Raw genomic sequence first — 24,874 nt, 5'->3', positions numbered from 1 at the left:
TGGCCCCGGGATCCTGCGCAGGATCCGCATACCGGGGTCAGGGCAGCGCCGATCCGGAAACGGGCCGTCAGACTGCGGTTGGGGCGGTCCCGGCGTTGATACCGTATTGCTCTGAAATCTCGCGCTGGACGCGGGGCAGCACCCCACGCCAGAGCCGCATCATCAGCCAGACCGCCGCCATGGCAAGGCCGATCGCCAGGCCGATCCAGATGCCGATGCCACCCAGCCCCAGCGGGAAGGCCAGCAGGTAGGCACTGGGCACACCCACGATCCAGTAGCTGACCGCTGCCACCAGCATGGGCCGGCGGGTGTCCTGCAGGCCGCGCAGGATGCCAAGCGCCAGCACCTGGTAGGCGTCCGCGAACTGGTAGACCGCCGCCGCCGCCAGCAGGATCGTCCCGAAGCTCACGATCTCCGGCAGGTCCGGAGAGGCGGGATCCAGGAACAGTGCCATCAGCGTCCTGGGCATGCCGAGGAACAGCCCGATGGTCAGCACGCTGACCACCCCCGACAGCACCAGGGCCGCAGCCGCGCCGCGGTTGATGTCCGTCATCGTGCCGCGGCCATGGGCCCGGCCCGCCCGCACGGTCGCAGCCTGGCTGAGTCCGAGGTGGATCATGAAGGTGACAGAGGTGATCTGCATGGCGATCCCATGGGCCACCAGAGCCACCTCACCGACCCAGCCCATCATGATGGAGGAAAAGGCGAACAGCCCGACCTCGCAGATCAGCGTCAGGGAGATCGGCCAGCCAAGGCGGAAGACGGCCCAGAAGGCCTCCCAATCGGGGCGCCAAAGGCGCACGAACAGCTCCTGCCCGGGCAGGACGCGCTGGATATAGGCGACAAGGAAGGCCAGCGTGGCCGCATGCATGATGAGGGAGGAGATCGCGGCCCCCTGGATGCCCAGCTCCGGCGCGCCCCAGCTGCCGAAGATCAGCACGTAGTTGCCAAGCGCATTGACCGCGACAGAGACCAGCGTGGCGACAAGCACCGTCCGGCTGCGCTCAAGCGCGGCAAGGTAGCTCTTGAGGGCGGCGGCGCCTTGGGCCGGGAAGATGCCCCAGGCCAGGATGCCCAGGTAATCGCCGGCGGCGGCCGCGATTTCCGGCTTCTGCCCCAGGAACAGGAAGATCCGTTCGGCCTGCAACAGGAACGGCAGCGCCATGAGCCCCGCCAGCATCGACAGCCAGAGGGCCATCCGCGTGACGCGCCGCGCCGCCGTGGTATCCCCCCGGCCTTCCGCTGCCGCGACAAGCGGGGCCAGGCCGGCGGCAAAGCCGGTGCCCGCGATGAAGAGCACGAAGAAAAGCGAGGAGCCGATGATCTCGCCCGCAAGGGCGGTGGTGTCATACCAGCCCAGCATGGCGGCATCGACCAGGCTCAAGGAGACCTGCGCGATCTGGCTGCCTGCAAGGGGCAGACCAAGCACCATGACGGCACCGAAGTGCTTGCGATATGACATTGCCGGGATCATCGCAGGCCATTACGCCCCCCACGCGACTCTGGCAAGAGGGCGCGGGCCCGCTGGTCAACCGAAGATTGACAAACCCGTATTTTCTACAGGCGCGGAGCCTGCCCCTGCCTATGCGCTCTTGCTGGGGTCTGGCCGCCGGGCTGGCAGGGGTACCGGCGCAGAGGCGTCATGCGCGCGGCTTTTTCAACCAGCGGGTCCCGTATGCGCACGGCGGCAGCCAGCTCAAGGCCCCTGCCGGGTTGCTACCGGGTGCCCCGGCCCCGCAGTCGCGCGGCGCTTTGAGCCCCCTTTCCGGCAAGGCCGCTGTCGTGCTATGCCCCGGCACGCGCTTTGCAGCCTGTCAGCCGTTCACAGTGACGCCCAGGCACGCCAAAGCGCTTTCCCCCGAGGCCGCGCACTGACATAATGTCCGGCAACAACCAACAAACATGAGCAGCAAATGGCAGACGATCTTTTGAGCGGGACCGGCCCGGAGACCTATGACGCCTCCTCGATCGAGGTGCTTGAAGGTCTGGAGCCGGTACGCAAACGTCCGGGGATGTATATCGGGGGCACCGACGAGCGCGCCCTGCATCACATGGTGGCGGAGATCCTCGACAACTCCATGGACGAGGCCGTGGCCGGCCACGCCAACCGCATCGAGGTGGAGCTGCATTCGGATTACTCCATGACCATCCGCGACAACGGTCGCGGGATGCCCTTTGATCCGCACCCCAAGTTCCCCGGCAAATCGGCGCTCGAGGTGATCCTGTGCACGCTGCACGCGGGCGGCAAGTTCTCCGGCAAGGCCTATGAGACCTCCGGCGGTCTGCACGGCGTGGGGGCATCGGTCGTCAACGCGCTGTCGGATTCGATGGTCGTGCAGGTCGCACGGGATCGCCGACTGGTCGAACAGCGCTTTTCACGCGGCATCCCCCTGGGCCCGGTGGAAGAGATCGGCGCGGCCCCCAACCGGCGCGGCACCACCACGACCTTCCATCCGGATGCAGAGATATTTGGCAGCCACAAGTTCAAGCCGGCGCGTCTGTTCAAGTCCATCCGCTCCAAGGCCTACCTGTTCTCCGGGGTGGAGATCCGCTGGAAATCCGAGATCGACGATGGCGAGACCCCGACCGAAGCCGTGTTCCACTTCCCTGGCGGGCTGGGCGACTACCTGAAGGAAACGCTGTCCGGCAGCACCACCTACGCCGATCAGCCCTTCGCGGGCCGGGTCGATTTCCAGGAACGGTTCAACGTGCCGGGCCGGGTCGAATGGGCGATCAACTGGACGCCCTCGCGCGACGGTTTCATCCAGTCCTACTGTAACACCGTTCCCACGCCTGAGGGCGGCACCCATGAGACCGGCTTCTGGGCGGCGATCCTGAAGGGGATCCGCGCCTATGGCGAGCTCGTGAACAACAAGAAGGCCGCCCAGATCAACAAGGACGACCTTGTGACCGGCGGCTCTGCCCTGGTGTCCTGCTTCATCCGGGAACCCGAATTCGTGGGCCAGACCAAGGACCGGCTGGCCACCACCGAAGCCGCCCGCCTGGTCGAAGGCGCCGTGCGCGATCACTTCGACAACTGGCTTGCCGCGGACACGAAATCCGCCGGCGCGATCCTGGACTTCCTGGTGCTGCGGGCAGAGGAACGCCTGCGCCGCCGCCAGGAAAAGGAAACCGCCCGAAAGAGCGCGACCAAGCGGCTGCGCCTGCCTGGCAAGCTGACCGATTGCTCCAATTCCAACCGCCAGGGCACAGAGCTATTCCTGGTGGAGGGCGACTCGGCCGGGGGCTCTGCCAAGATGGCGCGGAACCGCAAGACCCAGGCGTTGCTGCCGCTGCGCGGCAAGGTGCTGAACGTGCTGGGGGCCGCCTCCAACAAGATCGGTGCGAACCAGGAGATCTCTGATATCTGCCAGGCGCTTGGTGTCGGACTGGGCAGCAAGTTCAACGTCGATGATCTGCGCTACGACAAGATCATCATCATGACGGACGCGGACGTCGACGGGGCGCATATTGCCTCCCTGCTGATGACCTTCTTCTTCACCCAAATGCGGCCGATGATCGACCACGGCCACCTCTACCTGGCCTGCCCGCCGCTGTTCCGTCTGACGCAGGGGGCGAAGCGGCTTTACGTGGAAGACGAGGCAGAGCGCGACATCTGGCTAGAGAAGGGCCTGGGCGGCAAGGGCAAGATTGACGTCAGCCGCTTCAAGGGCCTGGGCGAGATGGACGCGAAGGACCTGAAGGAAACCACCATGGATCCCGAGAGCCGCAAGCTGATCCGCGTCACCATCGACGAGGACGAGCCCGGCGAGACCGGTGATCTTGTCGAGCGGCTGATGGGCAAGAAACCCGAGCTGCGGTTCCAGTTCATCCAGGAGAACGCCAAGTTCGTCGAAGAACTGGACGTTTGAGCGTAGCCGACATGACCCCATCCAAGATTCCCGCGCTGGTCATCAACCTTGCGTCCCAGGTGGAGCGCATGGCCCTGATGACCCGCCAGCTCGACATGCTTGGCCTGCCGATCCAGCGGATCGAAGCGGTGACCCCGCCGACCACCGCAGCCATGACGCAGGCCATTGGCGCACGGTTCGCGGAGGGCATGCTGTCAGAAACGGAGATCGCCGTCTTCCTGAGCCAGATGAGCGCCTGGAAATGGATCGCGGAATCGGGTCACGAATGGGGCCTGGTGCTGGAGGATGACGTGCTTTTCTCCCGCGATGCGCGGGCGGGGATCGACTTTGCCGCCGCCCGGGCAACCAAGGGCATGGTGCGGATCGAGGCCTGGCGCGACAAGCGGCAGGTCGTGGGACGCGGGACCGTGGCGCGCCAGCGCGGCGGCTTCCGGATCTACGATTACCACCATGGCGCTTTCGGGGCCGCAGGCTACCTGTTGCGGGCCGATCTTGCACGGGAGCTGCTGGCGCGGGACACCCTGCTGAGCGTTCCGGTGGACCTTGAGCTGTTCGACATGGACCACGGCGCCCGCCCGCCCTGCCAGGTGCTCTACCCCGCCGTGGCGGTGCAATCGGACAAGGTGCATGAGCTGAAGCTCAAGCCGGGCTCGCCCTGGGCGCGCGCCGGCCTGCCGGTCTTTGAAACCGGGATTGAGCATACCGAGCACTGGATGCCGGATACCACGCCGAAGAAGGCCAAGAAGGGGCTGGGCGATCTGATCCGCGCGGAATGGGAAAGCTACAAGTGGCGGCAGGGCTTCAAGCGTCAGGGCATGGACCGGATGCGGATCCCGCTGTCCGAGAGCGGGCCGCTGCTGGACTGAGCCCGCCCTCCCCGCGGGTCTGCGGGGCTTTTCTTGACTTCCCTGACGCTCGGCGCTCCGACGCAGGATCGGCGCGGGCTGTGCATCATTCCGCCGGTGGGTGAAACCCCGCGATCCTTTTGCCCGCCTCATGCGTTATACCTTCAAGAAGTTGAAGGAGAGAGCCATGAAGCGCATCATTCTAGCCACACTCGCTGCCTCTACCATGATGTCGGGCGCGGCCCTTGCCAAGAACGGCCATGGGCATGGCAGGCAAAATGGACAGGACCACAGAATCGACCGCAGTCACGATGACCGGCACGAACGAAGGGCCTTCGACGGCCCGCTGCGCATCGCCGACAACGGCCGGAAGGGCAACAACGGCACGGGCTGGGGTGTGGGCCGGGTCCCGCCGGGTCACCAGCAGAAGATGTTTGGCCCGGGCGACAGGCTGCCGGATGGGTACCGCGTGCTGCGCGATTACGACAAGTATGACCTGCCCGATCCCGGCAAGGGCTACGAGTACCGCATCTTTGACGGCGACGTCTTCAAGGTGGCGATCGCGACGGCGGCCATTGCGGCAACCCTTGGCTATTTCGACAGCCTGAACAACTAAACACCGGCTCGGTATCAGCCTGATCCAGCTGCAAAGGTCCGCCACCCGGCGGGCCTTTTCCTTTGCCGGAAGCCTGCGAAGACCTAGGCCAGCGCGCCGTTGTCCAGCCGCAGGATGCGGTCCATGCGCCCTGCGAGCTCCAGGTTGTGCGTGGCGATGAGCGCCGAGAGGCCGGTTTCGCGCACCAGGGCCATCAGTGCCCCGAAGACGGTATCCGAGGTGACCGGATCTAGGTTGCCCGTCGGCTCATCCGCCAGCAGCAGCGCGGGACCATTGGCCAGCGCCCGGCAGAAGGCCACCCGTTGCTGTTCGCCCCCCGACATCTCTGCCGGGCGGTGGGACACGCGATCGGAAAGTCCGACGCGGGCCAGAAGCTCTGCCGCGCGCGCCTCTGCCGCCTTGCGCGACTTCCCGGCGGCCAGTTGCGGCAGGACGATGTTCTCTGCCGCCGTGAACTCGGGCAGCAGGTGGTGGAACTGATAGACGAAGCCGACCTTGTCGCGGCGGATCGCGGTGCGGGCCCGGTCCGACAGGCCGGTCATCTGCGCCCCTTCGATCCGGACGGTGCCGCTGTCTGCCTGGTCGAGCAGCCCCGCGATATGCAGCAGGGTGGACTTGCCGGAGCCGGAGGGCGCGACCAGGGCCACGACTTCTCCGCGCTGCAGGTCAAGCGAGGCCTCGCGCAGCACGCGGATCTCGTTCGGCTTGCCGTGGTTATAGCCCTTGGACAGGGTCTGAAGCGACAGGACGGTGTCATTCATAGCGCAGGGCCTCCACCGGGTTCATCCGTGCCGCGCGCCGGGCCGGGAAAATGGTGACGACAAAGGACAGGAAGAGCGACAGCGAGATGGCAGAGATCACATCCCCCGCCTGCAGTTTCGCCGGCAGCTCGTAAAGCCCGCGGATCGAGGGATCCCAGACGCCGCCCCCGGAGACCCAGTTCACCACGGCGAAGATCGGGTCGATGTAGATGGTGAAGAGGCAGCCCAGGATCACCCCGGCAATGGTGCCGATGATCCCCGTGGAGGCGCCGCAGAGGAAGAAGATGCGCAGCACCGAGCCCTCCGACAGGCCCATGGTGCGCAGGATGCCGATGTCGCGGCCCTTGTTCTTCACCAGCATGATCAGCCCGGAGACGATGTTCATGGAGGCGATGAGCACCAGCACGGAGAGGATGACGAACATCACGTTGTCCTCCATGTCCAACGCGCGCAGGAAGCTGCCGGAGGCATCCCGCCAGGTCCAGGCCAGGGCCAGCGGCGGGCCGTCGCCATCCGCCGCCGCCAGGATCGCGGGGACCATGGTATCGACGGCCTCCGGGCTTTCCACCATCACCTCGATCTCATCGGCGGTGCCTTCGCGGTTGAAGTAGGACTGGGCCTCCTGGAAGGGCAGGTAGACGCGGGTGCGGTCGATGTCATAGCGCCCGGCCGTGAAGACATAGGTGATCTCATAGGCGTTGACCCGGGGCGAAGTGCCGAAGGCCGTCTTGACCCCGTCCGGCGAGATCAGGCGCAGCTGGTCGCCCACGCTGAGACCCAGTTCCCGCGCCACGCCGGAGCCGATGGCCACGCCCTCGCCAAAGCGGGAGATATCGCCGAAGCTCTGTTCGGGGTTGGCGATACGGGGCAGGTCCGCCAGGTCCTCGGCGGTGATTCCGAAGACCTCTACCCCGGAATTGCGTTCATTGCCCGAGGCCATGACCTGGCCCTTGATCAGGGGTGCGGCATGGGTCACGCCGGGGACGGTCGCGATCCGCTCGGCCATCTCGGTGTAATCCGTGATGGTGCGCACGTAGCCCCCGACCTCTGCCTGGTGGGGCTGGGAATAGACGGTGACATGGGCATTGGCGCCCAGGATCGTATCCACGAACTCCGCCCGGAAACCGGCGCGGACCGACAGGGTGGCAATCAGGGCGAAGACCGCCAGGGCGATGCCGATCAGGGAGATCCAGGTCATGGTGGAGACCCCGCCCTCGGCCCGGCGTGCGCGCAGGTAGCGCCAGGCGATCATCCATTCGAAGGGCGCGAAGGGGGGCGCGGATCTGCTCAAGGTCATGTCCTGTCTTGTTGGTCGCGAAGGTGGCGCGGGCGGAGAGGTCCGTCAAGGCCGGGAGGGGTCACGTCAGCGGCACCGGCGCATGCCTCCGGCGGGAGTTTATCGGCAAGAAGAAGGATCAGCGCAGGATCGGAGGCTTCTGCGGATCGCTGCCGGGGGCGGGACGGTCCACGGGGCGGGCTTCCGGGGCCTCCGGCAGATCGAAGCGAAGCCCGGCCTTTGCCAGGGCGCCGGCCGCCGCGTCACTGGCGCGGAAAAAGCCGACGTCGAGTGCGCCGGCCTCGATCCCGGAGAATGTCAGCGCCTCTGACGCCGCTTTCGCAAGGGCGGTTTCGGCACCGGGGCGGGCATCCATGAAGGCCAGGATATGGCCGCGCGTGCCGCTTTCGGTTTCCGTGGCGGCCAGGAAGGCGCAATCGGCCAGGCCCTGGGCCGTGGCGAGCTTGGCGTCGAGCGCCGCGATCAGGGCCTCTGGCAGGCCGCGGGGAGCATGGAAGGCCGCGATCCGCTCTTCCACCTCCGCAGGGGCATGGGCGATGGTTTCGGCCAGCCAGCTCACGGCGTCCGGCGGAATCAGAATGGCGGAAGGGGTTTCAAGATTGACCGCAAGGCCCACGCCCTGCCCCGTCAGTTGTTCGACCACGACACGGCCAGAGAGGGCGGCATAGGGCGCCGGCGCACCGGTGAAATCCGCCAGGCGTTCTTCACGGTCAAACAGCAGGACGAAGTTGTCCTCTTGCACCGGGAAGATGCGGGGCGTGGCGTTTCCCCCTTCGGCTTCGTCCTCCAGCAGCAGGAAAAGCTCCGAATCCGCGAGGCGCTCGTAGAAGCGCAGGCGCGTGGCATCATCTTCAGGCGCGGCTTCCATGGCGGCATGGGCCAGGTCGAGAGGGGTTGCTTCGTTCATTCCAGTGCCTTTCGTACCTTGGTGCGCAACACCGGCAGGAGGTCGGTCTCGAACCAGAGATTGCGGCGCAACCATGCCGTATTGCGCCAGGAGGGATGAGGCAAGGGGATCGTCCCCGGCGGGGCCTCGCGCCAGCGGGAAACCGTCTCTGTCAGGGTGGTCTTGCTGCCAAGGTGGATCTTCTGGGCGTAGCCGCCGATCAGCAGGCGCAGGCGCAGGTTGGGCAGTCCGTCGAGCACCGGCGCGGCCCAGGTGCGCGCACAGATCGGGGGCGGCGGCAGGTCAGAGCCTTTCGCATCATAGCCCGGAAAGCAGAAGGCCGAGGGCAGGAAGGCCATGCGTGACAGATCGTAGAACTCGTCCCGGGTGACGCCCATCCAGTCGCGCAGCCGGTCGCCGGAGCGGTCATCGAAGGGGCGCTGCTTTTCATGTGCCTGCAAGCCGGGGGCCTGCCCGGCGATGAGGATGCGGGCGCGCGGGTCCAGCCAGACCACGGGCGCGGGCCGGTGCCGGGTGCGGGTGGCGGCGAAGCGATCGGCACAGAGCGTGCAGGCGCGAAGCCGGGGCAGAAGGTCGGGCAAGCTGTCCATGCCCTTTATCTGGGATCGCCGCCCGCGCGGGTCAAATCGGAAAGCGTCAGGGGAGGACGGTCTCCACTTTGATTTCATCCAGCCTGTCGGGGGTCACGAAGCGGGGGATCGCCGTGATCGTCTTTACGGGGCGCGGCCTGGATAATCTCGAAACAGCGCGTGGTCTGAGCGAAGGCATCGCCGGGGCCGTCCATCCGGCCTGTCGCTTCGAGATACTTCGACATCTATCGAAATAAACCTTGCGTCAATATGGCAATCCGATATTTCTAGAATCATCGAAACGTTCAGAGGGTGCCGCGATGCTGGAACACAGACTGGAGGATGCCCTGGCCGTCACTGCATCCCGCTTTGCGGCGCTTGGATCAGAGCAGCGGCTGCTGGTGCTGCGCACGCTGGTGCGTGCCGGTCCGGAGGGCCTGCGGATCGGAGAGCTGGGGGAGCGGACCGGGATCGGCGGCTCCACCCTGACTCACCACGTCAGGATCCTGTCGCAGGCCGGGCTGGTGGCGCAGGAAAAGCAGGGCCGCAGCATCATCTGTGCCGCCGTGGCCTATGATGACCTGAAGGGCCTGGCCTATTTCCTGCTGGAAAACTGCTGCGCCGATGCGCCCGGCTGCGCTCATGTCCCGCCAGGAGAGACCCGATGACCCAGATGCTGATGACAGGCTACCGGGGCCTGCGGGCACATCTGGACGGTGCCTGGGTTGCCATCGCCCTGGTCCTTTGCGCCATCGCCCTTGCAGATCCGGCGCAGCTGCGCCCCTCTGTCGTCTTTGCCGGAGAAGCCTTCTGGGGCACCCTGCCCTTCATCCTTTTTGCCGTGATCGCAATCGGTTTCATGAAGGCCACCGGCGCGGAGTCGCTGCTGGCGAAAGCCTTCGAAGGCAACGAGGCGCGGATGATCCTGATGGCGGCCCTGCTGGGCGGGCTGTCGCCCTTCTGTTCCTGCCAGGTCATCCCCTTCATCGCCGCCCTTCTGGCTGTCGGCGCGCCGCTGTCCGCGGTCATGGCCTTCTGGCTGAGCTCTCCGCTGATGGATCCGGCGATGTTCTCCATCACCGCGGGAACGCTGGGGCTTGAGTTCGCCGTGGCCAAGACGATCGCGGCCATCGGGCTGGGGTTGTTCGGCGGGGCTGTCGTCATGGTTCTGAAACGCTCGCCCGTCTTCGCCGATCCGCTGCGGGAACGGGCCAGCGTGGGTGGCTGCTGCGGCGTGAAGAAACCCTTCCAGGGCGCGCCGAATTGGCGCTTCTGGTCCGATGCCGAGCGGCGCGCGACCTTCCGTGAGACCACGCTGGAGAACCTGCTGTTTTTGGGCAAATGGCTGCTTCTAGCCTACCTGCTTGAGGCCGTGATGCTGGAATACCTGCCGGCGGAATGGATTGCCTCTGTCCTGGGGGGCGAAGGGATCGGGCCGATTCTTCTGGGGGCCATCGTGGGCGCCCCAGCCTATCTGAACGGCTATGCGGCGATTCCGCTGGTGGGCGGGCTGATGCAGCAGGGGATGGCGCCGGGTGCAGCCATGTCCTTTATCATCGCGGGGGGCGTCAGCTGCATCCCGGCGGCGGTGGCGGTCTGGGCGCTGGTCAAGCCAAGGGTCTTCGTGGCCTACCTTGGGCTGGCCATACTGGGCGCGATGCTGGCCGGCATGGCCTGGGCTCTCTGGGTCTGACGGCGGCGGGGCGGGTAAACCGGCCCCGCCCTGCGCCCTTTCGCAGCGTGCATGAAGGGACCCGATAAGCGGAGCACCCGGGTGCCCCTGCGTCGGTTGTCTTGCGACCAAGAATTTCGCGTCAGCCCATTGGCCCAACATAGAAAATCCGGCATACTCGCTCGGATGGCTCAACGAAGCCGTAACCAGGCTCCTTTAAGTAGCGGTCAGCAGGTTCGGAGCGCGGATGCTCGAATTCGAGAATGTCAGCAAGTCTTTCTGGACTGGCAGCCACCGCAAGGTGATCCTTGACCGGGTATCCTTCCGGGTTGAACTGGGCCGTTCTCTGGGCATCCTGGCCCCGAACGGGACGGGGAAGACCACGCTCATCAACATGATGGCCGGGCTGGAAAAGCCCGATGAGGGGGAAATCCGCCGGGAATGCCGGATCTCCTTCCCGCTGGGCTACATGGGCGGCGTGATCAAGCGCCACTCCGCCATGGAGAACTCGCGCTACATCGCGCGGCTCTACGGGCTGGACCCCGATTACATCGAGGCCTACTGCCGCTGGATCTGCGGGCTGGGGGAATATTTCGACCAGCCCATCGGCACCTATTCGTCAGGCATGCGGGCGCGGTTCAGCTTTGCCCTGATGCTGGCGCTGGACTTTGACATTTATCTGATCGACGAAGGGATGCCGAGCTCTACCGATGTGGAGTTCAACCGGAAGGCTGGGGAGATCCTGCGCGAACGGCTGGCGGAAACGACCATCGTGATCGTGTCCCACCAACCCGCCGTGCTGGCCCGTTTCGCACGGGAAGCCGCGGTGCTGAGAGACGGGCAACTCTACATGTTCGACACCCTGGAAGAAGCGAAGCGGATGTATGACTACGAATCCCAAGGCTAAACGTTTCCGCATCCGGACGACGGGACCGGTCGGGGCGATGCCGGACGGCTGGGATCCGGAGAAGGAGATCGGCCCGGCCACGCGCAGCACGGTTGCAGTGCCGCCCCCGGCGGAGCCCGCGCCCGCCGCCGCACCCGAGGCGGCCAGCACGCCCCCCGAGGCGGCGGTGGTTGCCTATGAGCCGGATGAGCTGACCCTGCCCCGCCGGGCCAAGCGCGATGCGCGCGCGCAGGAGGACACGCCGCCCCCTGCCCCTATATCCGCCGACCCGGCGAAAGAGGCCGAAGCCCCCGCAAGCGCATCCCCCCAGGCCGCACCGCACAGCTACAGCGCGGACAACCTGTCCTCTCGCCAGTTGCGCGTCTTGCGCCGGGTCGCGCAGAAAAACGGGGTAGAGGCAGAGACGGACCAGGAATCCCTGCGCATCCTGCTGGCGCGCGGGATCGATCCCTTCGACAAGGACCCGTTCGAGCGGTCCTTCCTGCCCGACATCAAGGCCCGCAGCGGCAAAGAGGGTGAGGAGGACGAACCCCACCTGCCCGAGGCCTTGCGGGGGAAGACCAGGAACCCGTCGCAGTTCAGCCCGCCGCCTGCCAGTTCCTCTGAGCGCCGCCAGAAAGAGATCATGTCGATGCAGCGCGATATCGCGCGGCGGCGGCGGCGCAAGACGCTGCAACTTCTGACCCGGCTTTCCTTCTTCGTGTTCCTGCCGACTCTGCTGGCCGGCTATTACTATTACTTCGTTGCCACGCCGATGTATTCGACCAAGTCGGAGTTCCTGATCCTGCAGGCCGATGGCGCGGGCACGAGCGTGAGCAGCCTGTTCTCTGGCACGCAGTTCGCCACGAACCAGGATTCCATCGCCGTGCAATCCTACCTGCAGTCCAAGGACGCGATGCTGCGGCTGGATGCCGATGTCGGGTTCGAGGAACACTTCACGCAGGATTGGATCGACCCGATCCAGCGCCTTCAGGGCGATGCCTCCATCGAACAGGTCTACAAGACCTACAAGCGCTACGTGAAGATCGGCTACGACCCCAGCGAGGGGGTGTTGCGGATGGAAACCATGGCCGCGGATCCCGCCCTGGCCGCGCTGTTTTCAACCCAACTGATCCAATACGCGGAAGAGCGGGTCGACGACCTGTCGCGGCGCAAGCGCGAGGATGCGATGCAGGCCGCGCGGGTGTCCCTTGAGCGGGCCAAGGCAGATCGCCGCGCGGCCCAGCATAGGCTGGTCGAGCTGCAGGAAGGCACGATCGTGGACCCCGATGCGGTCATCGCGTCGCTGCGCACGCAGATCAGCAATTACGAGCTGCAGCTGCAGGACAAGAAGCTTGAGCTGTCCTCTCTGAATGCCAACGCCCGCCCGAACCAGGCGCGGGTGGATGGCGTGGAAGGCGAGATCGCGCGCCTTGAACAGGTGGTGGAGGATCTCACCACCAGGATGACCCAGGCGCAGGCAGACGACAATTCCCTGGCCGCCAAGACAGCCGAGGTCAGGATGGCCCAGGCGGACCTGGCCACGACGGACCTCTTCCTGCAGGCTGCCCTGGAAAACCAGAAACAGGCCGAGATGGAAGCGAACCGGCAGGTCCGTTACCTGACCACCTCTGTCCGGCCCGTCGCGCCGGAAGATCCCAGCTATCCCCGCGCCTTCGAGAACACGATCCTGGTGCTTTTCATCATGTCCGGGGTCTACCTGATGATCTCCCTGACCAGCGCGATCCTGAAAGAGCAGGTGTCCAACTGAAAAGGGCGGGCTCTGCGCCCGCCCTTTCCGAAACGATTGACCGCCGGGATCACTCGGCGGCGATCAGCCCTCTGCCCTTCAGCAGCGCATCCACGCCCGGCATCCGGCCGCGGAAGCGCGTGTAAAGCTCTTCCGCCTCGACGGAGCCACCCTTGGACAGGATGTTTTCCTCAAGGGATTTCGCGGTCTCCGGATCGAAGGCGCTGCCGGCTTCCTTGAAGGCCTCGAATGCATCGGCGTCCATGACCTCGGACCACATGTAGCTGTAATAGCCCGACGAATAGCCGTCGCCGGAAAAGACATGCGCGAAATGCGGCGTGGCGTGGCGCATGACGATGGCTTCGGGCATGCCGAGTGCGGTCAGCACCTCTGCCTGTTTCGCCATGGGATCGGCTGGGGCCGGGCCATCGTGGAATTCAAGATCCACCAGGGCGGAGGCGACGTATTCGACCGTAGAGAAGCCCATGTCGAAGGTCGCCGCACCCAGCACCTTGTCCAGCATCTCCTTCGGCATCGGCGCGCCGGTCTCCACGTGGGTGGCGTATTTTTCAAGCACCTGCGGCACTTCCAGCCAGTGTTCGTAAAGCTGGCTGGGCAGCTCCACGAAATCGCGGCTGACGGAGGTGCCGGAGACACGCTCCCAAGTCACATCCGACAGCATCTGGTGCAGCGCATGGCCGAACTCGTGGAAGAGCGTGCGCGCGTCATCATAGGACAGCAGCGCGGGTTCTCCGACAGCAGGTTTGGAGAAGTTGCAGACATTGACCACGATGGGCGACTGCTCCTTGGGCTGGTGCGCCTGGCTGCGGATGGCGGAACACCAGGCCCCGGACCGCTTGGAGCCACGGGCAAAGTAATCCCCGATGAACAGCGCCAGGTGCTCACCGTTGCGCGTCACCTCCCAGTGGCGGCAATCGGGATGGTAGCCCGGCACCTCCACCGGTTTGAACTCAAGTCCGAAAAGCCTGTGCGCACAGTCAAAGGCCGCTTCGATCGTCCGGTCAAGCTGCAGGTAGGGCTTCAGCGCGGTGTCGTCGAAATCATGCAGGATCTTGCGCCGCTTCTCTGCGTAGTAACGCCAGTCCCAGGGTTTGAAGGCCCCGTTGTGACCATCGGCTGCCAGCATCTCCTGCATGGCGGCCTGGTCTTCCAGCGCGGCGGCACGGGCGGGTTCCCAGACGGCCATCAACAGCTCGCGCACCTTGTCGGGCGTACCGGCCATCTCCGTCTCAAGCTTGAAGGCGGCGAAGTTCTCGTAGCCCAGCAGCTTGGCGCGTTCCTCGCGCAGCTTCAGGATCTCTGCAACGATTTCGCGGTTGTCGGTCTCCCCGCCCATTTCGCCACGGGCCGCCCAAGCGTCAAAGGCCTTTTCGCGCAGCTCGCGCCGGTCGGAGAATTGCAGGAAGGGCGTGATGAGCGAGCGGGACAGGGTGACGACCGGGCCGGTGTCACGCTCTGCCCCCGCTGCGCGGGCAGAGTTCACCACGAAGCCCGGAAGCCCCTGTAGATCCTCGTCCCCCAGCTCCATGAACCAGTCGCGTTCATCGGCCAGCAGGTTCTGGGTGAACCGGGTGCCCAGCTCTGCCAGCCGCCCCATGATCTGCTTCATGCGCTTGGCGTCCTCGCCCACAAGCGCCGCGCCGGCCCGCACGAAGCCGCGATGCACCAGGTAGAGCAGCCGCGCCTGGTCCGCATCCAGGTCCAGCGTTTCGCGCGTTTCCCAAAGCATGGCGATGCGTGCAAAGAGCGCCTTGTTGGCATGGATGTCAGAGAAATGCGCCGCCAGCTTGGGGGAGAACTCGCGTTGCAGCGCCTCGCGTGCCGGGGTGCTGTCCGCACCGGCAAGGGCGTAGAACGGCGCCAGGACCTTTTCCAGAAGCTCGCCGGAGGCCTCGTAGGCGCGGATCGTGTTGTCAAAGCTTGGGGCATCGGGGTGGTCGGCGATCGCCGCGATCTCTTCCGCGTGGGCGGCCAGGGCCACGTCCAGCGCGGGGGCGTAATCCGCATCCGTGATCTTGTCGAAGGGCGGCAGGCCGAAGGGCGTGTCCCAATCGGAGAGCAGCGGGTTGGTCATCGGGTCACCTCTTCTTCATGTGCGCCACAAACCGGGCAGTCCGGACGCGGTTTCAGTGCGATCTTGCGGGTTTCCCCCCAGAGCGCGTCATAGATCAGCATCTCGCCTTTCAGGGCGGCCCCCGCGCCGGTCAGCAGCTTGACGCCCTCGACCGCCATGATGGAGCCGACCACGCCGGGCAGCGGCGAAAGCACCCCGGCCTCGGCACAGGAGGGGGCCAGCCCCTCTGCCGGGGCCTCGGGGAAGATGCACTGGTAACATGGGGCTCCTGCCGCCGGATGAAAGACCGAGACCTGCCCTTCCCATTGCGACAACGCGCCGGAGATCAGTGGCTTGCCGGTGGCCACGGCGGCGCGGTTGGCCAGGTAGCGGGTCTCGAAATTGTCGGTGCCATCCAGGATCAGGTCATAATCCGCGAAGAGGTCAGCGGCGATATCCGGCGTGAGGGCGCGAGTATAGGGGCGGATCGTCGTGAAGGGGTTCTGCGCCTTCAGCGTCTCTGCGGCAGAGCGCACCTTGGCCTGGCCGATATCGGCATCGCCGTGGATCACCTGCCGCTGCAGGTTGGTTGCGTCCACGGTATCCGCATCGATCACCCCGATGGTCCCCACGCCCGCCGCGTTCAGGTAAAGCAGCGCCGAAGAGCCAAGCCCCCCCGCGCCGATCACCAGCACCCGCGCGCGCTTCAGCTTCTGCTGGCCGGGGCCGCCAAGCTCTCGCAGGACGATGTGGCGCATGTAGCGTTCGCGCTCACCATCCGCGAAAAGCGGGGCGTTTTCGGGTGTCGTTTCGGCGCTCCCTTGCCCCTCGGCCCGCCGTTTCAGGCGGGAGAGCAGCGCGCGGTAACCCAGCACGATCAGCAGCGCTCCGCCCAGCAGCAGCCAGGGTGCCGGCCCGCCGCCAAGGAAGGCGCGCATGGCATCGCCCTGGGGCAGCGCCAAAGTTGCGACGAGGGCAGCAAGGTAGATCCCAGCCACGACAAGCGTGCGTGCCTGCCGCGAGACCCCGAAGCGCCCGCCTGCCAGCCAAAGCCCGAGGGCAAAGAGCAGGACCCAGCCCATTCAGCCCTTCCCGGTGGAGCCGAACCCGCCTTCGCCGCGCGCCGTTTCATCCAGCGTCTCGACCAGCTCCCACCGGGCCTGCCACACCGGCGCCACCAGCATCTGCGCAACGCGGTCCCCGTGGGAGACGATGAAGGGCTGATCGCCCAGGTTCATCAGGATGATGCCCAGAGGTCCGCGGTAATCGCTATCGATGGTGCCCGGCGTATTGGGCAGGGTTATCCCGTGTTTCAGCGCCAGGCCGGAGCGCGGGCGGATCTGCACCTCATAGCCTTCTGGAATGGCCAGGCGCAGGCCCGTCGGGATCAGCTTGCGCATCCCCGGTGCCAGGGTCACCTCGGCCTTGTCGGGCAGGTTGGCCCGCAGGTCCGCGCCTGCGGCGCCGGTGCTTTCATAGCTGGGCAGCCCAAGGGAGCGGTCCGCGCCGTCCTCCCAAAGGATCCGGATATCAACGTGTTTCATTTGGTCAGGGTCTCCGCGATTTTTGCGGCCAGCCTGCGGGCAACATCGCGTTTGCCCATGCGCGGCCAGCTTTCAGCCCCCTCGTCAGAGATCAGCGTGACGGCGTTCTCCGTCCCGCCCATGATCCCCGTCTCCGGGCTTACGTCATTGGCCAGTATCCAGTCACAGCCCTTGCGCTGCCGCTTGGCCGTGGCATGGGCAATCACCTCATCCGTCTCTGCCGCGAAGCCGACGACCAGCGGCGGGCGCCCGTCAGAGAGCTGAGAGATACTGGCAAGGATATCGGGGTTTTCCGCGAACTCGAGCACCGGAAGGGCCCCATTCTGCTTTTTGATCTTCGAGCCGGAGGCGCTGGCGACGCGCCAATCCGCCACCGCCGCGGCAAAGACCGCCGCATCGACGGGAAGGGCGGCCTCCACCGCGTCTAGCATCTGCTGCGCGGTCTCGACCCGGCGCAGGATCACGCCATCGGGGGGCGGCACATCGGCCGGCCCCGTAACAAAGGTGACCTCTGCGCCTAGCCGCACGAGCGCGCGGGCCACTTCCGTGCCCTGCGCCCCGGAGGAGCGGTTGGCAATGTAGCGCACGGGATCAATCGGCTCATGGGTGGGACCGGAGGTGACGAGCACCTTCTTGCCCGTCAGCGGCCCCTGCCCGAGGTGGTCACGGATCGCCTGCATGATCACTTCGGGTTCAGACATCCGCCCCGGCCCGTGTTCGCCGCAGGCCATGTCCCCGTCATCCGGGCCCGTGAACAGCACGCCATCTCCCTTGAGCGCCGCCAGGTTCCGCTGGGTCGCAGGGTTCAGCCACATCCGCACGTTCATCGCGGGGGCCAGAAGGACGGGGGTGTCTGTCGCCAGCAGCAGGGTCGACGCCAAGTCACCGGCCAGCCCGCCGGCCATCTTAGCCATCAGGTCCGCGGTTGCGGGGGCCACGACCACCAAGTCGGCGACGCGGGACAACTGGATATGCCCCATCTCGGCTTCGTTGGTCAGGTCGAAGAGATCGGTGTAGACCTTTTCCCCTGCCAGGGCGGAAATGGTCAGGGGGGTGACGAACTCACCTGCCCCGGCTGTCATCACCGGGGTGACCGCGGCGCCCTCTGCCCGCAACAGCCGGATCAGCTGAGGGACCTTGAAGGCGGCGATTCCGCCGCCGATGATCAGCAAAATTCGCTTGCCCGCCAGCATCGTCGCCCTCTTTCGCAACCCGTTTCCGGGCGAGACTAGAGCGCCCGGCAGGCGGGCACAAGCAAGCTCAGTGCAGCAGGGCTTCCGGCTCCAGCCCTTGGGACTGCAGGGATTTGCGCATCTTGGTAAAGGCCGCGCTTTCCAGCTGGCGCACCCGTTCCTTGGACAGGCCAAGTTCAGAGCCCAGGCTTTCCAGCGTGCGGGGGGCATCGCGCAGCTTGCGCTCGCGCACGATCATCCGTTCACGATCGTTCAGCTCCGCCATGGCGCCTACAAGCCAGCCGCGCAGGGCGACCCGGTCATGATCGCGCGTCACGATCTCTTCCGCGCCGTCGCTGTCATCTTCCAGCGTCTCGATCCACTCACGGCCCTCGTCTTCGCTCGACTGCGTCGCGTTGAGAGAGAAATCCGTGCCCGAAAGCCGGCCTTCCATCATCTCCACGTCGCGCAGGGGCACGCCGACTTCGGTCGCGATCAGCTGGCGGACCTGGTCACCATCAAGCGTTTCGCCACGGCCCATCGCCTCGCGTTCCAGCCGCGCCTGGACCCGGCGCATGTTGAAGAACAACGACTTCTGCGAAGAGGTGGAGCCGGTGCGCACCATGGACCAGTTGCGCATCACGTAATCCTGGATGGAGGCCTTGATCCACCACACGGCGTAGGTAGAAAACCGCACGCCCCGGTCCGGATCGAACTTGTCGGCCGCCTTCATCAGGCCCAGCCCGGCTTCCTGTACAAGGTCGTTCATCGGCGCACCGTAGCGCCGATATTTGCCGGCCATGGAAATCGCCAGCCGCATGTAGGCCGTCACCAGGCGATGCAACGCGGCGGTGTCCCGGTCATCGCGCCAGGCGTAGGCAAGCTTGAGTTCGGTATCTGCATCCAGCAGCTCCGCCTTCATGGCGGTGCGGGTCAGATGGCTTTTTGACGGTTCCGCAAATGCCACGGCTATCCCCCTGAAAAATGGCTTCTCGAAGTTCCCCAAGGCGAGCCGGCTGCCCGGCCATTTGATTTCGGGTCTCCGTGAGCTATACGCGCCAGACCCCCCATGGGTTCCATTTTGGAGCGAAAAAATGTCCTCACCCAAGATCCTCGTGCTTGGCGGTGCCGCCTCGGGCAAATCCGAATTTGCCGAAGAACTGACCTGTGGACTGGGGCCGGAAAGGCTCTACCTGGCGACGAGCGAGGACCATGACGAAGAGATGCGCAGGAAGATCGAGATCCACGTCGCGCGGCGTGGCGCGGGATGGGATTTGGCAGAGGCGCCGCTGGATCCGGCCCCTGCCCTGAAGGGGCGCAAACCCGTGCTTTTCGACTGCGCGACCATGTGGCTGAGCAACCACATGATGGCGGGCTCAGACCTTGAAATGGCTCAGGAAAACCTGCTTGCCGCGCTGGCCGCCTGCCCTGCTCCGGTTGTCATCGTGACCAATGAAACCGGCCAGGGCGTGGTTCCCGAAAATGCCCTGGCGCGCGCCTTCAGAGAGGCGCAGGGGCGGCTCAACATCAGGCTTGCCCGGCAGTGCGATTGCGTGGTGCAGGTGGTCGCGGGTCTGCCCAATATCCTGAAAGGCACCCTGCCATGAAAGCCCGCCCATGACGCGCCTCTTCCTTGTCCGCCACGGGCCGACCCATGCCAAATCCATGGTCGGCTGGTCCGATCTACCCGCCGACCTATCGGATGCGGCGCGGCTGGCGGCCCTGTCTGACTATCTGCCAGAAAAGGCGCATCTCGTGTCCTCGGACCTGTTGCGCTGCCGGGCCACCGCGGATGCGCTGGCCGGCCCCGGCAGGACCCGCCTGCCCCATGAGACCGCGCTGAGGGAGATCCATTTCGGCGACTGGGAGCTGAAGCGCTTTCCCGAGATTGAGGCCAGCCACCCAGAGCTGTCGCGCCGCTTCTGGACGGAGCCGGGAGAGACCAGCGCGCCGGGCGGCGAGAGCTGGAACCAGATGACCGCCCGCGTCTCTCCGGCGCTGGACCGGCTGGCGGAGGGCACAGAGGACCTGATCCTGGTGGTGCATTTCGCCGTTATCCTTGGCCAGGTCGCGCGTTTCGGCAGGATGAGCCCGACAGAGGTGTTAGCCCACCCGATCGAGCCGCTGTCCGTCACCCGCATCGACCTAGGCGGCGACGGCGCCACGATCCGGCACATCAATCACCAACCGTGATGAGGCGGCTCTGAAATCGGCATTTCCGCGGCGCAGAAAACCGGCCTAGGCTACCCGAAACGGATCACGGGAGCACCGCAATGACTTACGAACTTTACCTTGGGGATCGCAGTTTCTCCAGCTGGTCCCTGCGCGGCTGGCTTCTGTTCGAGGTCTTCGACCTGCCGGTCACGGTGCGGATGGTCGGGCTGTATTCCGGGACCATGGCGCAGGATCTGGCCGCGCTGGCCCCGGCCCGGCAGGTACCCACGCTCGTGACGCCGGAAGGAGAGGTGATCGGCGAAAGCCTGGCCATTGCGGAAACCCTGGCAGAGCGGCATCCCGACGCGGGACTCTGGCCCGAGGATCCCGCAGCGCGCGCCCGGGCCCGCTGGCTGAGCGCCGAAATGCATGCCGGGTTCCAGGCCTTGCGGGCGGCCTGCCCGATGCAGCTGCTTCACCAATACGTAGGCTTCACACCCTCTGATGCGGTGCTGGCCGATCTTGCCCGGCTGGAAGAGATCTTTGCCAGTGCGCGGGATTTATACGGCGGATCAGGCCCCTGGCTCTGTGGTCGCTATTCCATTGCCGATGCCTTTTATGCCCCGCTGGCCGCAAGGATCGCAGGCTACGGGTTGCCCGTTTCTGCCGGCTTGTCGGACTACGTGGCCCAGACCCTGGCCGATCCGGCCTTCCGCCGCTGGCGGGACCTTGGGCTGACGGTCAGCTATGATCCGGTGCCCTATGCCCTGGATCTGCCCACCGTGCCCTGGCCTGATCCCGTGTGAACGGGGACCGATCCAGGGCGCATTCGACGGCCCCGCTGCGGTTCCGGGGCGCAGAACAGCCCTGCTGCCAGTTGCATTAACCATGCCGTAACCCTCCTGCCGTTAACCCTGTTTGCAAGAGCGGGGGAAGGCCGAGCCATGTTGCGCACCTACACGATTGCCTTTCAGGGGGCAGAAGCCGCCCAGGTGGAAGTGCAATGCGCCATGTCACCGGGTGTGCCGGGATTCTCCATCGTCGGTCTGCCGGACAAGGCCGTGTCAGAGGCACGCGAAAGGGTCCGCGCCGCGATCACCTCCTTGCGGATCGCCCTGCCTTCTCAACGCATCACCATCAACCTCTCGCCCGCCGACATGCCCAAGGCCGGCAGCCATTATGACCTGCCGATCGCCCTGGCCGTGCTGGCCGCGATGAAGGCGGTGCCGGCAGAAGCTGTCGAAGACTATTTCTCCATGGGGGAACTTTCCCTGGACGGGACGCTGGTGCCGGTCGCCGGGGCCCTTCCGGCTGCCCTTTGCGCAGCCGGGGCGGAGCGCGGGCTGCTCTGCCCTGAGGCCTCAGCGAAGGAAGCCGCCTGGATCGGCAGCACGCAGGTCTATGGGGCGGGCAACCTGACCCAGCTCATCCGGCACCTGAAGGGCGGCAGCCTGCTGGCGGCGGCCGAGGCCGGGCATCTGCCGCCCCGCCGCGCGGGCCCGGACCTGCGCGACGTACGGGGCCAGGAACGCGCCAAGCGTGTGCTTGAGATCGCGGCGGCCGGGCGGCACCACCTGCTGATGACCGGCGCGCCCGGTGCCGGAAAATCCATGCTGGCCAAGCGGATGCCGGACCTTCTGCCGGATCTGTCACCACGCGAAGCGCTGGAAACGGCCATGGTCCATTCCGTCGCCGGCCTGCTGGACGGGCGCGGGATCAGCCGGGATCGCCCCTTTCGCGAACCCCATCACACCTCTTCCCCGGCGGCCATCGTCGGTGGCGGACGTGCCGCGCAACCCGGTGAGATCAGCATGGCCCACAACGGGGTGCTCTTCATGGATGAATTGCCGGAATTCCCGCCCTCGGTCCTGGATACGCTGCGCCAGCCAATGGAGACCGGAGAGGTCATGGTCAGCCGGGCCAATGCCCATCTGCGCTATCCCTGCCGCTTCCTGATGGTGGCCGCCGCCAACCCCTGCCGCTGCGGCTACCTGTCCGATGCCAGCCGGGGCTGCGCCCAGGCCCCTGCCTGCAGTGAGAAATACCTGGGCAAGATCTCGGGCCCGATGATGGATCGTTTCGATTTGCGGATCGAAATCCCCTCGGTCGCCTACAAGGATCTGGACATGCCGCCCTCCGGCGACAGTTCCGCCCAGGTCCGCGAGCGGGTCATCGCGGCACGGGATCTGCAGGCAAAACGCTACGAAGGCATGGAAGGGGTGCACACCAACGCGGATATCCAGGGGCAGCTCCTGGACGAGGTCGCGGCCCCCGACAAGGAAGGCCGCGAGATGCTGCTGAGAGCGGCGGAGCGTTTCGGGCTATCTGCCCGCGGCTACCACCGGATCCTGCGGGTGGCGCGCACCATCGCGGATCTGGAAGGCTCTGCCGAGCTCAAGAAACCCCATGTGGCAGAGGCACTTAGCTACCGCATCACCACCCTGAAAGGTTAGGCGCGCCGGGCTTCGATCGCCTGCCAGATCTTCTCGGCGATGTTCACACCGTCGAAACGCTCCAGTTCCTGGATCCCGGTGGGCGAGGTCACGTTGATCTCTGTCAGCCAGTCCCCGATCACGTCGATCCCGACGAAGACCTGGCCCTTTTCCTTCAGGACCGGGCCGATGGCCGCGCAGATCTCAAGGTCGCGGTCGGTCAGGGCGACCTTTTCGGGCCGTCCCCCCACGTGCATGTTGGAGCGCGTCTCACCGGCGGCGGGCACGCGGTTGATCGCGCCGACCGGCTCACCATCGACCAGGATCACCCGCTTGTCGCCCTTGGACACGGCCGGCAGGAACTTCTGCACGATCAGCGGCTCGCGCGAGAAGCCGGAGAAGAGCTCGTAAAGAGAGGACAGGTTGCGATCGTTGGCATCCAGTCGGAACACGCCCGCGCCGCCATTGCCGTAGAGCGGCTTCAGGATCACATCGCCATGCTTTTCCTTGAAGGCCCGGATCGTGCCGAGGTCACGGGCGATGGTCGTGGGCGGCGTCAGCTCGGGGAAGTTCAGGACCAGCAGCTTTTCGGGGAAGTTGCGGACCCAGAAGGGATCGTTGACCACCAGCGTCTTGGGATGGATGCGGTCCAGCAGATGGGTCGTGGTGATGTAGAACATGTCGAAAGGCGGGTCCTGGCGCAGCCAGACGACGTCGAAATCGGCCAGGTCGACCTCTTCCATCTCGCCCAGAATCGCGTGATCGCCAGCGACGCGCTGCACGCGCAGGCTTTGCCCCAGCGCGGTGACCCGCCCTTCCTGGAAGCTCAGCTTGTCCGGCGTGTAGTAGAAAAGCTCATGGCCCCGCGCCTGGGCCTCTTCAGCCAGGCGGAAGGTGCTGTCTGCATTGATGTCGACAGGACCGATCGGGTCCATCTGGAAGGCGATTTTCATGGCCGGAAGCTCCTGGATAGGCGTCACCCACAGGTGATGGCCCATCCGGGCGCAAGGTGCAATATCGCGTGGGACTTTAGCGGCTCAGGCCGCCATGCTCACGTTCTCAAGCACCTGGACCGCGCCAATGCGGTCGACAAGGGCCACGTCGATGCGCAACTCCGTCAGCTTGCCGGGCCGCAGCTGGCCGGCATAGGCCTCTGCCGCGCGGAAGATCCGATGGAGTTGATCCCAGCGCACCCGCTGAACCGCCGCGTCGTGATCCCGCCCTGCCTTCACCTCGACAAAGATCAGGCGATCCCCGTCGCGGAAGATCAGGTCGATCTCTGCGCCCGGCCCGCGCCAGCGTTTGGCCAGCGTCAGGCAGCCCTGAAGGTGGTAATGGGTTTCCACGTTGGCCTCTGCCTGAACGCCGTTGCGATAGGCACGCGCCCCGCCGCGCTGGCGGTTGGCCCGGGCCAAAAGATCCGCATCGGTCGGCGCAGCGGTCATCCCCCCTCCTTCTCCAGTTTCAGGGCCATCTGGTAGACCTTGCGCCGGGGCAGTCCGAATTCCGCCGCCAGCTGGTCCGCCGCATCCCGAACGGTCTGTTCCGCAAGCGCGGCCCTGAGGCGGGTTTCTAGATCATTATCGTTTACATTTTCTGAACTGCCCCGCCCGATCAGCAGCACGATCTCTCCTTTCGGGGGGGTGTCGCGGCAGCTGGCGGCAAGCTCTGTAAGGGTTCCGCGGCGCACTTCCTCGAATTTCTTGGTCAGTTCGCGGCACAGGGCGGCCGGGCGATCGCTGCCCAGGATATCGGCGGCGGCTTCCAGCGTGGCCGCGATCCGCTTGGGGGATTCGTAAAAGACCAGGGTTGCCGGGATCTCCTTCACCTCAAGCAGGGCAGAGCGGCGGGCCCCGGCGGCATTGGGCAGGAACCCGGCAAACAGGAACTTGTCCGTCGGCAGGCCACCCAGGGTCAGCGCGGTAATCACCGCAGAGGCACCGGGGGCAGAGGTCACAGCGTAGCCCGCGTCCCGCGCGTGGCGGGCCAGGTCATAGCCGGGATCGGCGATCAGCGGCGTCCCCGCCTCAGAAGCATAGGCGACGGTCTTGCCTGCCTCCAGCTCCTGCAGCAGGCGCGGGCGCATCCGGTCGCCGTTGTGATCGTGGTAGGCCAGCAGCGGCCGGTCTCCCAGGGGAATGGCATGGATATCCATCAGCCGGCGCAGGGACCGCGTGTCCTCTGCCGCCAGTACATCGGCGCTGGCCAGCACGTCGAGCGCGCGCAACGTGATGTCACGGGCCGTTCCGATGGGAACGGCGACGAGGTAGAGACCCGCCGCCAGTTTGACGCTTTCGGCATTCATCGCTGGACCCTTTGAATG

25 protein-coding genes are annotated in these 24,874 nt (G+C 65.8%); 11 read left to right on the top strand and 14 right to left on the bottom strand.

The genetic code is table 11. The annotated features are described in order from the left end of the window. Positions 1-67: 67 nt before the first annotated feature. Positions 68-1,474, bottom strand: coding sequence for an MATE family efflux transporter (locus HCZ97_RS05650; RefSeq protein ID WP_167687710.1), 1,407 nt, complete (start codon positions 1,472-1,474; stop codon positions 68-70). A 439-nt stretch (positions 1,475-1,913) separates the two neighbouring features. Here HCZ97_RS05650 and parE point away from each other — a divergent pair, with 439 nt between their 5' ends. The 3 genes from parE to HCZ97_RS05635 all read left to right on the top strand — a co-directional run bounded on the left by parE (position 1,914) and on the right by HCZ97_RS05635 (position 5,333). Continuing rightward, the gene (gene parE, locus HCZ97_RS05645; protein ID WP_167687709.1) at positions 1,914-3,872 is read left to right on the top strand and encodes a DNA topoisomerase IV subunit B; all 1,959 of its coding nucleotides are present in this window, start codon (positions 1,914-1,916) and stop codon (positions 3,870-3,872) included. Positions 3,873-3,883: 11 nt separating this feature from the next. Next, positions 3,884-4,738 carry a glycosyltransferase family 25 protein gene (locus HCZ97_RS05640; RefSeq protein ID WP_167687708.1) on the top strand — a complete coding sequence of 285 codons (855 nt, stop codon included), beginning with the start codon at positions 3,884-3,886 and terminating at the stop codon, positions 4,736-4,738. A gap of 130 nt (positions 4,739-4,868) precedes the next feature. Next, entirely contained in the window at positions 4,869-5,333 is a 465-nt protein-coding gene (locus HCZ97_RS05635) for an RcnB family protein (protein ID WP_254871370.1), read from the top strand. Between the two features lie 83 nt (positions 5,334-5,416). On the opposite strand, the gene HCZ97_RS05630 is transcribed toward HCZ97_RS05635, so the two are convergent. The 5 genes from HCZ97_RS05630 to HCZ97_RS20435 all read right to left on the bottom strand — a co-directional run bounded on the left by HCZ97_RS05630 (position 5,417) and on the right by HCZ97_RS20435 (position 9,112). Beyond that, positions 5,417-6,094 (bottom strand): ABC transporter ATP-binding protein, encoded by a 678-nt coding sequence (locus HCZ97_RS05630; RefSeq protein WP_167687707.1) that lies wholly within the window; start codon positions 6,092-6,094, stop codon positions 5,417-5,419. Next, positions 6,087-7,391: a lipoprotein-releasing ABC transporter permease subunit gene (locus HCZ97_RS05625; protein ID WP_175581644.1), complete on the bottom strand. Its 1,305-nt coding sequence runs from the start codon at positions 7,389-7,391 to the stop codon at positions 6,087-6,089. Before HCZ97_RS05625 ends, HCZ97_RS05630 begins: the two co-directional genes overlap by 8 nt. A gap of 118 nt (positions 7,392-7,509) precedes the next feature. After that, positions 7,510-8,298, bottom strand: a complete 789-nt coding sequence (locus HCZ97_RS05620) for an SseB family protein (protein ID WP_167687706.1) — start codon at positions 8,296-8,298, stop codon at positions 7,510-7,512. Next, complete coding sequence (locus tag HCZ97_RS05615) at positions 8,295-8,888, bottom strand: uracil-DNA glycosylase family protein (RefSeq protein WP_167687705.1); 594 nt, start codon at positions 8,886-8,888, stop codon at positions 8,295-8,297. The genes HCZ97_RS05620 and HCZ97_RS05615 overlap by 4 nt, the downstream gene beginning before the upstream one ends. Positions 8,889-8,962: 74 nt before the next feature. Beyond that, positions 8,963-9,112, bottom strand: a complete 150-nt coding sequence (locus HCZ97_RS20435) for a hypothetical protein (RefSeq protein WP_217701730.1) — start codon at positions 9,110-9,112, stop codon at positions 8,963-8,965. Positions 9,113-9,187: 75 nt separating this feature from the next. Between HCZ97_RS20435 and HCZ97_RS05610 the strand changes: the two genes are divergently transcribed. The 4 genes from HCZ97_RS05610 (at position 9,188) to HCZ97_RS05595 (ending at position 13,196) form a co-directional block, all read left to right on the top strand. Next, positions 9,188-9,535, top strand: a complete 348-nt coding sequence (locus tag HCZ97_RS05610) for a helix-turn-helix transcriptional regulator (RefSeq protein WP_167687704.1) — start codon at positions 9,188-9,190, stop codon at positions 9,533-9,535. Beyond that, positions 9,532-10,560, top strand: coding sequence for a permease (locus HCZ97_RS05605; protein ID WP_167687703.1), 1,029 nt, complete (start codon positions 9,532-9,534; stop codon positions 10,558-10,560). Before HCZ97_RS05610 ends, HCZ97_RS05605 begins: the two co-directional genes overlap by 4 nt. Positions 10,561-10,786: 226 nt before the next feature. Then, positions 10,787-11,446: an ABC transporter ATP-binding protein gene (locus tag HCZ97_RS05600; protein WP_167687702.1), complete on the top strand. Its 660-nt coding sequence runs from the start codon at positions 10,787-10,789 to the stop codon at positions 11,444-11,446. After that, the gene (locus tag HCZ97_RS05595) at positions 11,424-13,196 is read left to right on the top strand and encodes a capsule biosynthesis protein (RefSeq protein ID WP_167687701.1); all 1,773 of its coding nucleotides are present in this window, start codon (positions 11,424-11,426) and stop codon (positions 13,194-13,196) included. Before HCZ97_RS05600 ends, HCZ97_RS05595 begins: the two co-directional genes overlap by 23 nt. Positions 13,197-13,245: 49 nt before the next feature. On the opposite strand, the gene HCZ97_RS05590 is transcribed toward HCZ97_RS05595, so the two are convergent. From HCZ97_RS05590 to HCZ97_RS05570, 5 genes are all read right to left on the bottom strand, one after another. Then, the gene (locus HCZ97_RS05590) at positions 13,246-15,270 is read right to left on the bottom strand and encodes a M3 family metallopeptidase (protein WP_167687700.1); all 2,025 of its coding nucleotides are present in this window, start codon (positions 15,268-15,270) and stop codon (positions 13,246-13,248) included. Beyond that, the gene (locus HCZ97_RS05585) at positions 15,267-16,331 is read right to left on the bottom strand and encodes a HesA/MoeB/ThiF family protein (protein ID WP_167687699.1); all 1,065 of its coding nucleotides are present in this window, start codon (positions 16,329-16,331) and stop codon (positions 15,267-15,269) included. Before HCZ97_RS05585 ends, HCZ97_RS05590 begins: the two co-directional genes overlap by 4 nt. Continuing rightward, positions 16,332-16,793 (bottom strand): dUTP diphosphatase, encoded by a 462-nt coding sequence (gene dut / locus HCZ97_RS05580; RefSeq protein ID WP_167687698.1) that lies wholly within the window; start codon positions 16,791-16,793, stop codon positions 16,332-16,334. It lies immediately after the preceding gene. Beyond that, entirely contained in the window at positions 16,790-17,986 is a 1,197-nt protein-coding gene (gene coaBC, locus HCZ97_RS05575; protein WP_167687697.1) for a bifunctional phosphopantothenoylcysteine decarboxylase/phosphopantothenate--cysteine ligase CoaBC, read from the bottom strand. The genes dut and coaBC overlap by 4 nt, the downstream gene beginning before the upstream one ends. 67 nt (positions 17,987-18,053) lie before the next feature. Next, on the bottom strand, positions 18,054-18,932 hold the full coding sequence (locus tag HCZ97_RS05570) for an RNA polymerase factor sigma-32 (protein ID WP_167687696.1): 879 nt from the start codon (positions 18,930-18,932) through the stop codon (positions 18,054-18,056). Between the two features lie 127 nt (positions 18,933-19,059). On the opposite strand from HCZ97_RS05570, the gene HCZ97_RS05565 reads away from it, so the two are divergent. The 4 genes from HCZ97_RS05565 (at position 19,060) to HCZ97_RS05550 (ending at position 22,572) form a co-directional block, all read left to right on the top strand. Further along, positions 19,060-19,572 carry a bifunctional adenosylcobinamide kinase/adenosylcobinamide-phosphate guanylyltransferase gene (locus HCZ97_RS05565; protein ID WP_167687695.1) on the top strand — a complete coding sequence of 171 codons (513 nt, stop codon included), beginning with the start codon at positions 19,060-19,062 and terminating at the stop codon, positions 19,570-19,572. A gap of 10 nt (positions 19,573-19,582) precedes the next feature. Beyond that, the gene (locus HCZ97_RS05560; protein ID WP_167687694.1) at positions 19,583-20,158 is read left to right on the top strand and encodes a histidine phosphatase family protein; all 576 of its coding nucleotides are present in this window, start codon (positions 19,583-19,585) and stop codon (positions 20,156-20,158) included. Positions 20,159-20,238: 80 nt separating this feature from the next. Continuing rightward, entirely contained in the window at positions 20,239-20,925 is a 687-nt protein-coding gene (locus HCZ97_RS05555) for a glutathione S-transferase (protein ID WP_167687693.1), read from the top strand. 138 nt (positions 20,926-21,063) lie between these two features. Further along, complete coding sequence (locus tag HCZ97_RS05550) at positions 21,064-22,572, top strand: YifB family Mg chelatase-like AAA ATPase (protein WP_167687692.1); 1,509 nt, start codon at positions 21,064-21,066, stop codon at positions 22,570-22,572. Here the strand turns inward: HCZ97_RS05550 and gshB are convergent. From gshB to rsmI, 3 genes are all read right to left on the bottom strand, one after another. Further along, positions 22,569-23,504, bottom strand: a complete 936-nt coding sequence (gene gshB / locus HCZ97_RS05545; RefSeq protein WP_167687691.1) for a glutathione synthase — start codon at positions 23,502-23,504, stop codon at positions 22,569-22,571. The genes HCZ97_RS05550 and gshB overlap by 4 nt on opposite strands. 84 nt (positions 23,505-23,588) lie before the next feature. Continuing rightward, positions 23,589-23,996, bottom strand: coding sequence for a YraN family protein (locus HCZ97_RS05540; RefSeq protein WP_167687690.1), 408 nt, complete (start codon positions 23,994-23,996; stop codon positions 23,589-23,591). Then, positions 23,993-24,856 (bottom strand): 16S rRNA (cytidine(1402)-2'-O)-methyltransferase, encoded by an 864-nt coding sequence (gene rsmI / locus HCZ97_RS05535; protein ID WP_167687689.1) that lies wholly within the window; start codon positions 24,854-24,856, stop codon positions 23,993-23,995. Before rsmI ends, HCZ97_RS05540 begins: the two co-directional genes overlap by 4 nt. Positions 24,857-24,874: the final 18 nt, after the last annotated feature.

Origin of the sequence: Pseudooceanicola sp. HF7 (genome assembly GCF_011806405.1) — a bacterium.
Classification (GTDB): domain Bacteria; phylum Pseudomonadota; class Alphaproteobacteria; order Rhodobacterales; family Rhodobacteraceae; genus Pseudooceanicola.
Note: the sequence above shows the minus strand (reverse complement) of the source record. Positions and strands in the feature narration are given on the sequence as shown.